This is a genomic window from Acidimicrobiales bacterium (assembly GCA_040219085.1).
Taxonomy (GTDB): Bacteria; Actinomycetota; Acidimicrobiia; order Acidimicrobiales; family JAVJTC01; genus JAVJTC01.
This window is the reverse complement of sequence record JAVJTC010000029.1, coordinates 269590-279663: the sequence shown is the minus strand read 5'-3', so window position 1 is coordinate 279663 and position 10074 is coordinate 269590. Positions and strand designations below refer to the sequence as shown.

Genomic DNA, 10074 nt, shown 5'->3' with positions numbered 1-10074 from the left:
CTCCATTGCGGCGGTGGTCATGCTGCGCCTCCGTCGGGGTCGTAGCCTCTCCCGTCCCTTCGGGGACGGGCTCCATTGCGGCCGACGCGGTCGGCGATCTCGCGGCGTTCGTCGGACGCCTCTCCCGTCCCTTCGGGGACGGGCTCCATTGCGGCACCATCACCAGCGCAGGACTCCGCGGCGCCGAGGCCATCTCTCCCGTCCCTTCGGGGACGGGCTCCATTGCGGCCTGGCGGATCTGGACAAGGCGCTGGCCCGCGCCGAACCTCTCCCGTCCCTTCGGGGACGGGCTCCATTGCGGCCCACTCGACGTGATCGGCGTTGGTCGGCCAGGAGGTCCTCTCCCGTCCCTTCGGGGACGGGCTCCATTGCGGCCCGGCGTCGGTCGCCCACCCGCAGGCAAGCACGTCGTCGTGGCTTCCCGTGCCTCGCCGGCGCCGGACGTGGTCTTCAGCGAAGAGAGCGGAAGCGCAGGCTTCGGACCTTCTCGAAGTCTCCGCGGTTGCGGGTCGACAACGACAGGCCACCTTCGAGTGCCGTGGCCGCGATCAGAGCGTCGGGGAGCCGGACTCCGGACTCGCGACGGATCCGGCCAGCCCGCTCGGCGATCGCCCTCCCGATCGGGAGCTCACGGAACGGTGCCAACAGGATCGTGACGAGATCCGTTGCGCTGTTGCCGGCGAAGAGTTCGGCGCGTGTGATCACCGAGTAGTGGATCCGGTGCCCTCCCGGTTTCAGCTCCGCCGCTCCGCGGAGGTGGTCCACGAAGACGTCGGTATCGACCAGGACGTCAGCCACGGTCCCAGCTGTCACGATCGGGCATCTCGGCATCGGGGGCTGCGCCGAAGGTCGCAGCGAGCGCCGGTTCAGAATCCGGCGTCACCTCGTCGACGTAGGCGGACACGGCCCGCCGGATGACCTCGGCCATGGTCACGCCCTCGGCCTCTGCCACACGATCGATCGCCGCACGCAGCTCGTCGGTCAGGTAGATCTGTGTGCGCGTCGCCGACATACATCAGAGCATACAGCGCACTACGGCTCAGACGCCGAGTGTGCGGCGGCACGCCTCGCGCACCGACTTCGCCCGTGGAACCGGATCGAGCTCGCGCAGTGCCGACGACAGGATCTCGAGGTTGCACGGCGTGTCGGGTGGGAGGGAACCCACGAAGGCGACGACGTCGAGGTCGCCCTCGCCCAGGTTGCAGCGGTCGTCCACCGCGTCGGCGCGCAGTTCCGTGGGCGACCAGCCCCGAGGTTGCGCCGGGGCGTCGCAGACCTGCGCATAGCGGATCCACCCCTGGTCCAGCTCCGCTCCGACGGCCGGGTCGAGGCCCATCCGGGAGATGTGGAGGTTGTCGAGGAGGATCCCGGTGTTGGGTCGGGCGCTGCGCTCCATGACGTCCACTGCGTCGGTGAGCAGAGCGATCGAGAACAGCTTCGTCGGCTCGACGGACAACGTGAGCGGTGCCCGGTCGGTGGAGCCCGCCGCGGCGCGGTCCGCCAGTTCTCCGAAGCGTTCGGCGAACGGGCCGGGCCCCACACCGGGACCGACGCACAGAACGTTCCTCGCGCCGATGGCCAGGGCCGCGTCGACCATCGCCTCGCCGTGGTCGTGGGATCGACCGTCGGGCCCGCCGATGTAGAGAGCCTCCATGTCGAGCGCCACGAGTCCGGTGTCGGCCAGGGCGGCCGCGACCTCGCGCTCGCGTGCCGTCGACCACGACGCGGGGTCGAACCAGATGCCGACTGCGTCGAACCCGCCCTCGGCGGCGGCACGGATGGTGCCGACAACGTCGCGACGGTCGATGACCCCCGACGCGAGACCGACCAGACCGATGCCCACGACCTCAGCCCGCCGTGGCTTCGACGACGGTGACGATCCCGCCGCGGATGTTCTGGGTGAGCCTCACGCTCGTCCACCGGGCGCCGGTGGCCTCGTGGATCGTCGTTGCGATCCTCGGCGCGAGTTCCTCCGCGAAGATCGACTCGTCACGGAAGCCCCACAGCCAGTGCTTGAGGGACTTCGACTCCACGGCCTCGCCCGCGGGCTGGTACGTCAGCTCGAGTTCGTAGATGTCGGGCTGGCCGGTGACGGGACACACGGCGGTCAACTCGTCGGTCATGAACGTGACGCTCGGGTTGGTCGCGAGGGCTGCCTCGCTCAACGGGAAGGTCTCGACGCGATCCACCGGACCACGCAGTGGCCGGCCGAGCATCTCGAGGTCGTAGTGGGGTGTGTCCATCTCCACAGCTTCGCAGCCCGGGGGCCCGCGCACCTGCCCGGCCTGGACGGGTGACCCGCGCGACCGGGATCGCGCGGTAGAAAGAGAGCTGTGAGCTCCCGTCGCCTCTTCGCTGTCGTGCTCGCTGCTGGCAAGGGCACCCGGATGCAGTCGTCGCGACCCAAGCCGCTGCACCTGCTGTGTGGCAAGCCGATGGTTCTGTACGTGCTGGACGCGCTGGCCCAGTGCGACGTGGAGGTCGTGTCGGTCGTCGTCGGTACCGGCGCCGAGCGTGTGGTCAAGAAGCTCCACGCCGAGGCGGGCGGCCTCCCCCTCGAGTTCGTCGAGCAGGCCCACCAGCGCGGCACCGGCGATGCCGCCGCCGTCGGTCTCAGCGTCCTGCCGACCGACGACGAGGATGAAGCCGGCGACGTGATCGTCCTGCCCGGCGACACCCCCCTGCTCGAGCCGGGGACCATCGCGAACCTCCTCGAGCACCACCGCGAGACGGGGGCCGCATGCACCGTTCTCACAGCGCGCCTGGACGACCCGACGGGATACGGCCGGATCGTGCGGGGCCGTGACGACCGCGTGGTGAGGATCGTGGAGCAGTCCGACGGCTCGCCCACCGAGCTCGCCATCGACGAGGTCAACACGTCCATCTACTGCTTCAAGCGGGGCTTCCTGGCGCCGGCCCTGCGACGCATCTCGCCCGAGAACGCACAGGGCGAGCTGTACCTGACCGACGCCGTGGCGGTCCTCGCGGACACCGGCAACCAGGTCGAGGCGATCAGCGTGGCCGACGCCGCCGAGACAGCCGGGGTCAACGACCGCATCCAACTCGCGGCCGCCGAGGCAGCGCTGCGGCGACGCACCAACCTCGCCTGGATGCGTGCCGGAGTGACCATGCTCGACCCGTCCGCGACGTACCTCGACACCACCGTGGAGCTCGCCCCCGACGTCACGTTGTTCCCCAACGTGTTGCTCCAGGGACGTACCGTCGTTGGTGAGGGAACCGAGATCGGCCCGGACGTGCGGCTCGTCGACTGCGCGGTCGGTGCCGGTGCACGGGTGTCGTCGACGACGGCGCGCGACGCCGAGATCGGCCCGGGCGCCACCGTCGGTCCCTACGCGGTTCTCGAACCCGGCGCACAGATCCCCGGGGACGCCGTGACCGGGCCGTTCTACACTGCGCTCTCCTCCGAGGGCGACGCGGCAGACTGAGCCGCGAGAAAAGCAGAGGCGACACATCCGATGGAGCTCGTAACCAAGAAGCGCCTTCACCTCGTGGCGGGTCGCGCCAACTTCGGCCTCGCCACCTCGATAGCCGAGCATCTCGGCGTCCCGCTGGGGGAGACCAACCTCGCCGAGTTCGCCAACGGCGAGATCCACTGCCGCTTCGGCGACTCCGTGCGGGGCGCCGACGTCTTCATCGTGCAGAGCCACGTGTCGTGGGAGGACCACTCCATCAACGACGCGATCATGGAGCACCTGATCATGGTGGACGCCGCCGAGCGCGCGTCGGCCAAGCGGATCACCGCCGTCTGCCCGCTCTACGGGTACGCGCGCCAGGACCGCAAGTCCCACGGCCGTGAACCGATCTCGGCCAAGCTCGTGGCCGATGCCTTCCGCTTGGCCGGGGCCGACCGGCTCATCTCGGTCGACCTGCACTCGGGTCAGATCCAGGGGTTCTTCGACGGGCCCTGGGACCACCTGACGGCGATGCCCGTTCTGTGTGAGGCGATGAAGGCTCTCGGAGGAGATCTCGTCGTCGTCTCGCCGGACGCCGGCCGCGTGAAGGTGGCCGAGCGCTACGCGATCGAGCTCGGCGCCGATCTCGCCATCGTGCACAAGCGACGGATCTCCGGCGAGAAGAACGTCGTCGAGGCCAAGGAGGTCGTCGGTGAGGTCGACGGCCGCACCTGCGTGCTCATCGACGACATGATCGACACGGGCGGGACCATCGTCGCCGCCGCCGAACAGCTCGCCGAGCGTGGTGCCTCGGCGGTCCACGCTGCGACCACCCACGGACTCCTGTCGGGGCCGGCGATCGACCGCATCAAGAACTCCGTGATCGACAAGGTCATCATCACCGACACGGTCCCGTTGCCTGCCGACAAGCACATCGACAAGATCGAGGTCGTGTCCGTCGCGGGGATCGTCGCGGCCGCGATCGACGCCGTCTTCGAGGACACCTCGGTCTCCAAGATCTTCGGCGGCAAGAACCTCTCCTGAGGCCGGTACACTCGTGCGTCGCTCTCGGTCGAGAGCTGACGCTTACGAGGTGAAACCGATGGCCAACGTCGTTCTGGAAGCTGAGACCCGCCAGTCGGGGTCGCGTGCCGTGCGCAAGCTGCGCAACGCCGGCCGCGTGCCCGGGGTGGTGTACGGCCTCGACGCCGACCCGGCGTCGATCTCCGTGGACTTCTCCGACCTGCGCTCCGCTCTCACCGGCGATGCCGGTCTCAACGCGGTGATCGAATTGATGGTCTCCGGCGAGCAGCACCTGTCGATCGTCAAGGACCTGCAGCGCGACCCGGTCCGCGACGAGGTCCTCCACGTGGACTTCATGCGGGTGGACGCCAACCAGCGTGTCGAGGTCGAAGTCCGCATCGTCCTCGTCGGCGAGGCCGAAAAGGTCACCCAGGAAGGTGGCGTGGTCGATCAGACCCTGTTCACCGTCCTCGTGTCCGCACCCGTGACCAACATCCCCAACGAGATCGACCTCGACATCTCAGAACTCGAGATCGGGTCGTCGCGCTCGGTCGCCGACCTGTCGTTCCCAGCCGGTAGTGAGCCGATCAACGAGCCCGAGACGAGCGTCCTGTCGGCGCTCATCCCGCGTTCCACGATCGAAGCCGAGGCTGCCGAAGCCGCCGCCGAGGCCGAAGCGGCCGAAGAAGCTGGCGAAGGCGGTGACGCCGACGCTGATGGCGACGACGCCGACGGTGGCGACGACGCCTCCGACGACTGACCCGGCTGTCACCACCCCCCGGATCCCCGACCCTGATGCCGTTGCGCCGCCGCCGTAAGGGCGAGCGCACAGGCACGCCCGCCGACCTGTTGGTCGTGGGCCTGGGGAATCCGGGCGACGACTACGCGGGGACCCGACACAACGTCGGGGCCGAGGTCGTGGATCTGCTCGCGGAGCGTCACGGCGGACGGCTGCGTTCCTCGAAGGAGGCCGCGCTGGCCGACGAGGTCAGGGTCGGTGGACAGCGACTCGCGCTCGCCTTCCCCCAGACCTTCTACAACCGGGCCGGCGAGTCGGCGCGGGCCCTCGTTCGCCGCCACGGCATCGAGGACCTGACGAGGCTCGTCGTCGTCCACGATGAACTGGACCTCGAGACCGGGCGCCTGAAGGTGAAGGTCGGGGGTGGGCTGGCCGGCAACAACGGACTCAAGTCGATCCGGGACCACCTCAAGACCACGGAGTTCGTGCGTGTGCGCATCGGCGTCGACAAGCCCCCCGGGACGATGAACGGCGCCGACTGGGTCCTGCGTCGACCTGGGAAGGCGGACCGGGCGACCCTCGACGAGGTGGTCGAGCGGGCCGCCGACGCCGTGGAGGTCATCCTCACCGACGGCGTCGACGCTGCGATGAACCGGTTCAATTGAGCGCCTTCGACCCCCTCCTCGCCAGGGTCGCGACCGACCCGGCGATCGTCGCAGTGCTGGGCTCGCGCGAGGCCCGCCTTGGCGTCGCCGAGAACGCCCAGGCCCTCGTGTTGGCATCACTGGCCCGCACCGTCGAGCGTCGGCCCCTGGTGGTGGCGACGTCGACCACCACGATCGCCGAACGGCTCGCCCGCGACATCGAGGCGCTGCTCGGACCCGGCGAGGCGGCACTGTTCCCGGCCTGGGAGACCCTGCCCTTCGAGCGGGTGAGCCCCGGGATCGAGACGATGGGGCGCCGCCTCGAGACCCTCTGGCATCTGCGCGATCCGGACCACGGCCCCTCGGTCGTCGTCGCCCCCATCAGGTCGCTGCTCCAGCGACTGGCCCCCGGGGCCGTCGATGCGGAGCCTGTGACCGTCGGTGTCGGCGACGTCGTCGACCAGGCGGACCTGGTGGAGCGCCTCGTGGACATGGGCTACCGCCGGGACGTCCAGATCGAGCACCGGGGCGACGTCGCCGTGCGCGGTTCGATCGTCGACGTGTTTCCGTCCACGGCCGACGCCCCCGTGCGTATCGATCTCTGGGGGGACGAGGTCGACAGGTTGACCACCTTCTCCCTCGGCGATCAGCGCTCGGTCGCGCCCGTGTCCGAGGTCACCATCTTCGGCTGTCGTGAGGTCGTGCCGTCGCCGGAGATCCGGGCCAGGGCGGCAGACCTCGTCGCCCGTGAGCCGTGGGGTCGCGAGCAGTGGGAGCGCCTCTCCGACGGCGAGATGTTCGACGGCATGGAGTCCTGGCTCCCGTGGCTCGTCGACGACGAGCACGGCGACGCGACGGCCGACATCGCCCTCGACCACGTGGGTGCTGACGCCCTGGTGGTCCTCGTCGACCCGGCGCGGATCCGCGACCGCGCCGAGGAACTGCGCGCCGAGGAGGAGGATCTCGCCCACACGCTGGCGCGCACCTGGGACGCCGAGTCCGACGACGAATCCCGCTCGTTCCCCCACCTGCACGTCCCCTTCACGTCGCTGCTGGCGACGACGGACGCTCCCGTGTGGTCGGTGACGACCCTGAGCGAGGGTCCCGACATCCCCGTCGTCAACGTGGCCGGTTGGGACCCGCCGACGGGGACCGAGCGTGGTCCGGTGCGCCAGGTGGCCGGTCTCGTCGGGGACGGGACGCTGGTCGCCGTCGCCGCGGACGGTGCCGGCTCCGCGGCCCGCATCGGCAGACTCCTCGCGGACGAGGGGGTGGAACTCGATGTCGTCGACAGCCTCGACCGCTCGGGTATCGTCGTCGCCCCGCTCGAGCGTGGGTGTGTGCTCCCCGACGTCGGTGTCGCGGTGCTCGCCGAGTCCGAACTCGTCGGTCGCCGCCGCACGCGCCGTCGTCCCGTGCCTCGGCCCCGGGCCGCCCAGGGTCCCATCGACGACCTCGCCCCCGGCGCGTACGTCGTGCACGAGACCCACGGCATCGCCCGCTACGAGGGGATGGTCACCCGGGCCATCGGCGGCGTCGAGCGGGACTATCTGCTCCTGCAGTACCGCGGCGATGACCGCCTCTACGTCCCGTCGGACCAGATCGACGTCGTCCGCCACTACACCGGCGGCGACACGCCGACGCTGTCGAAGATGGGCGGCAGCGACTGGCAGAAGGCCAAGAGCCGGGTGCGTTCGGCGGTCCACGAGGTCGCCCAGGAGCTCGTCGTGCTCTATCAGCGCCGCCTCGCCTCGCCGGGCCGGGCCTTCGAGCCCGACACGCCGTGGCAGCGCGAGCTCGCCCAGGCGTTCCCGTACCAGGAGACGCCCGATCAGCTGACGGCCATCGAGGAGGTCACCGCCGACATGGAGCGGACCGTTCCGATGGACCGCCTGATCTGCGGCGACGTCGGTTTCGGCAAGACCGAGGTCGCCATCCGGGGTGCGTTCAAGGCCATCCAGTCCGGGGCGCAGGTGGCGATGCTCGTGCCGACGACGCTGCTCGCTCAGCAACACCACCAGACACTCAGCGAGCGCTTCGCCGGCTTCCCGGTGCGCGTCGAGGTTCTTTCGCGTTTCGTCCCACCGGCCGACACGCGCAAGGTGCTCGCCGGGCTCGAGGACGGTTCGGTCGACATGGTCGTCGGTACCCACCGGCTCCTGTCCGGCGACGTGAAGTTCAAGGATCTCGGACTGCTGATCGTCGACGAGGAGCAGCGCTTCGGCGTCTCCCACAAGGAGGCCATCAAGAACCTGCGCGCCAACGTCGATGTGCTCACCCTGACCGCCACGCCGATCCCGCGGACCCTCGAGATGAGCCTGACGGGGATCCGTGACCTGACGCTGCTCCAGACGCCGCCCGCCGATCGTCAGCCGATCCTCACCTACGTCGGCGAGCACGACGAACGTGCTGTCGCCGAGGCCATCCGACGTGAGCTCCTGCGCGAAGGTCAGATCTTCTTCGTCCACAACCGGATCGCGGACATCGAACACGTCGCCGCCCGGATCCGTGACCTGGTCCCCGAGGCGCGCACCGCTGTGGCGCACGGCCAGATGGACGAGGTCGCCCTGGAGCGGGTCGTGCTCGACTTCTGGGAGGGCGAGTTCGACGTGCTCGTCTGCACGACGATCATCGAATCCGGCATCGACATGCCCACCGTGAACACGCTCGTCGTGGACAGGGCCGACATGTTGGGCCTCGGTCAGCTCCACCAGTTGCGCGGCCGGGTGGGTAGGGCCGGCGTGCGGGCCTACGCGTACCTGTTCACGCCGCCCGACAAGGTGCTGTCAGAAGAGGCGTACGAACGGCTCAAGACGATCGGTGAGGCCACCGAGCTCGGGTCCGGTTTCAAGATCGCGATGCGGGACCTCGAGATCCGCGGCGCGGGAAACCTGCTGGGTACCGGCCAGTCCGGCCACATCGCAGCCGTCGGCTACGACCTCTACTGCCAACTGGTGACCGAGGCGGTCGCCGAGTTGAAGGGAGAGGAGGTGGCCGAGCCCGTCGAGATCCGCATCGAGCTGCCGGTGGACGCGCACCTTCCCGCGGCCTACGTCCCGTCGGAGTCGATGCGTCTCGGGGCCTACCGGCGCCTGTCGCAGGTGACGACCGCGGATCAGGTCGACGACGTGGCCGCGGAGTGGGCGGACCGCTACGGCCCGCCGCCGCCCGAGGCAGAGGCCCTGTTGGCCGTCGCACGGCTGCGCGCCGAGTGCCTGCGGACCGGCGTCACCGATGTGGCGGTGCTACCCGGTCCCGGGTTCGGCGGGCCGAAGCACATCGCCAAGATCTCGCCGTTGGCTCTCAAGGAGTCGAAGAAGATCCGCCTGCAGCGGCAGTGGCCCAAGGCCACGTACAAGGAGGGCCCCCGCGAGCTCCAGTTGCCGATCGCCCGCAAGGGCGACGTCGTCGACGAGGTGATCAACGCTCTGCGCGAGCTCGTCCCGCCCCCCGAGCCGGGCCCCGAGGTCGAAGCGGACACTGCGCCCGCTACCGCTGCAACGTGAGCGATCTCCAACCGCCCACCCGTGACGAGGTCGAGCGCCGCTGGCGTGCCGTCATCGCGGGTGAAATGAGCAGGGAGGAGATCCACTCCTGGGTCAGACCCTGGGTCGAGGAAAGCGTTCCGGAGGGGCGCGTGGAGTGGATCGTGGAGGGGGTTCTGACAACGCTCCACGGGTTCGACATGACACACCCCGCCGGCAACCGGAGGCTGATCCGCCACGGCGATCATGGAGAACATCGGCCCTACTACCACCCGATGTCCTACATCAAGGACGAACTCGAAGCGTGGCTCCAGCAGCTGCAGGCCTACGACGAGGACCCAGTCGCATACCGAGCGGAGTCGCGGCGCCGCATCGAGGCGAACCACGACAGGAATCGGAGGAACTTCCATCACCAGCGTGTCCGTCGCCTTTCCAAACGTGCACGTGAGCGGGTTTGGGTGCTCCCCGGCGACGAGGTCATGTGGCCGCGCTATTGGGCGAGGCACGCGGTTTCCGAGATCACCGGGCAGGGAGGAGTGATCCTCGGCCTCGACCTCCGCAGTGACAGATGGGACGGTGCCGACCCGATCGTGCCTGTCGAGATTCCCTGGGCCAGCTTCGAGGTGACCACGCCGGAGAAGTCCCTGGAGTGGGCGATCGAAGCCCTCGCGGACCTGACCGACGACCTGCATCGCGACCATGGGTGGGTGCTCGTGACGTGGGAGTGGCCGAACACCGCCGACGGCGAACCGGATCTGCGCTGACCTCCG

General features: G+C 69.5%; 10 protein-coding genes. 6 read left to right on the top strand and 4 right to left on the bottom strand.

Features of this window, described 5'->3' with window-relative positions; genetic code table 11:
- Positions 1–450: 450 nt before the first annotated feature.
- Genes RIE08_13575 through RIE08_13560 form a run of 4 tightly spaced genes read right to left on the bottom strand, consistent with a single transcriptional unit; the run spans position 451 to position 2243 of the window.
- Positions 451–798 carry a type II toxin-antitoxin system VapC family toxin gene (locus RIE08_13575; GenBank protein ID MEQ8718636.1) on the bottom strand — a complete coding sequence of 116 codons (348 nt, stop codon included), beginning with the start codon at positions 796–798 and terminating at the stop codon, positions 451–453.
- The gene (locus tag RIE08_13570; GenBank protein ID MEQ8718635.1) at positions 791–1012 is read right to left on the bottom strand and encodes a CopG family transcriptional regulator; all 222 of its coding nucleotides are present in this window, start codon (positions 1010–1012) and stop codon (positions 791–793) included. Before RIE08_13570 ends, RIE08_13575 begins: the two co-directional genes overlap by 8 nt.
- Positions 1013–1039: 27 nt before the next feature.
- Entirely contained in the window at positions 1040–1843 is an 804-nt protein-coding gene (locus RIE08_13565) for a TIM barrel protein (protein ID MEQ8718634.1), read from the bottom strand.
- Positions 1844–1847: 4 nt separating this feature from the next.
- Entirely contained in the window at positions 1848–2243 is a 396-nt protein-coding gene (locus RIE08_13560) for a 7-cyano-7-deazaguanine reductase (GenBank protein ID MEQ8718633.1), read from the bottom strand.
- A gap of 90 nt (positions 2244–2333) precedes the next feature.
- On the opposite strand from RIE08_13560, the gene RIE08_13555 reads away from it, so the two are divergent.
- From RIE08_13555 to RIE08_13530, 6 genes are read left to right on the top strand one after another with little or no spacing between them, the layout of a single operon-like run.
- The gene (locus RIE08_13555) at positions 2334–3446 is read left to right on the top strand and encodes an NTP transferase domain-containing protein (protein ID MEQ8718632.1); all 1113 of its coding nucleotides are present in this window, start codon (positions 2334–2336) and stop codon (positions 3444–3446) included.
- Positions 3447–3476: 30 nt separating this feature from the next.
- Positions 3477–4457, top strand: coding sequence for a ribose-phosphate diphosphokinase (locus tag RIE08_13550; GenBank protein ID MEQ8718631.1), 981 nt, complete (start codon positions 3477–3479; stop codon positions 4455–4457).
- Positions 4458–4515: 58 nt separating this feature from the next.
- Positions 4516–5196, top strand: a complete 681-nt coding sequence (locus RIE08_13545) for a 50S ribosomal protein L25 (GenBank protein ID MEQ8718630.1) — start codon at positions 4516–4518, stop codon at positions 5194–5196.
- A gap of 35 nt (positions 5197–5231) precedes the next feature.
- The gene (pth, locus tag RIE08_13540; GenBank protein ID MEQ8718629.1) at positions 5232–5840 is read left to right on the top strand and encodes an aminoacyl-tRNA hydrolase; all 609 of its coding nucleotides are present in this window, start codon (positions 5232–5234) and stop codon (positions 5838–5840) included.
- On the top strand, positions 5837–9325 hold the full coding sequence (gene mfd, locus RIE08_13535) for a transcription-repair coupling factor (GenBank protein MEQ8718628.1): 3489 nt from the start codon (positions 5837–5839) through the stop codon (positions 9323–9325). The genes pth and mfd overlap by 4 nt, the downstream gene beginning before the upstream one ends.
- Positions 9322–10068, top strand: a complete 747-nt coding sequence (locus tag RIE08_13530; GenBank protein ID MEQ8718627.1) for a hypothetical protein — start codon at positions 9322–9324, stop codon at positions 10066–10068. The genes mfd and RIE08_13530 overlap by 4 nt, the downstream gene beginning before the upstream one ends.
- The last annotated feature ends 6 nt before the right edge of the window (positions 10069–10074 follow it).

Coding starts and splice junctions, on each gene's coding strand:
- RIE08_13570 (MEQ8718635.1), bottom strand. CDS start 1,012: ATGTCGGCGACGCGCACACAGATCTACCTGACCGACGAGCTGCGTGCG.
- RIE08_13560 (MEQ8718633.1), bottom strand. CDS start 2,243: ATGGACACACCCCACTACGACCTCGAGATGCTCGGCCGGCCACTGCGT.
- RIE08_13550 (MEQ8718631.1), top strand. CDS start 3,477: ATGGAGCTCGTAACCAAGAAGCGCCTTCACCTCGTGGCGGGTCGCGCC.
- RIE08_13545 (MEQ8718630.1), top strand. CDS start 4,516: ATGGCCAACGTCGTTCTGGAAGCTGAGACCCGCCAGTCGGGGTCGCGT.
- pth (MEQ8718629.1), top strand. CDS start 5,232: ATGCCGTTGCGCCGCCGCCGTAAGGGCGAGCGCACAGGCACGCCCGCC.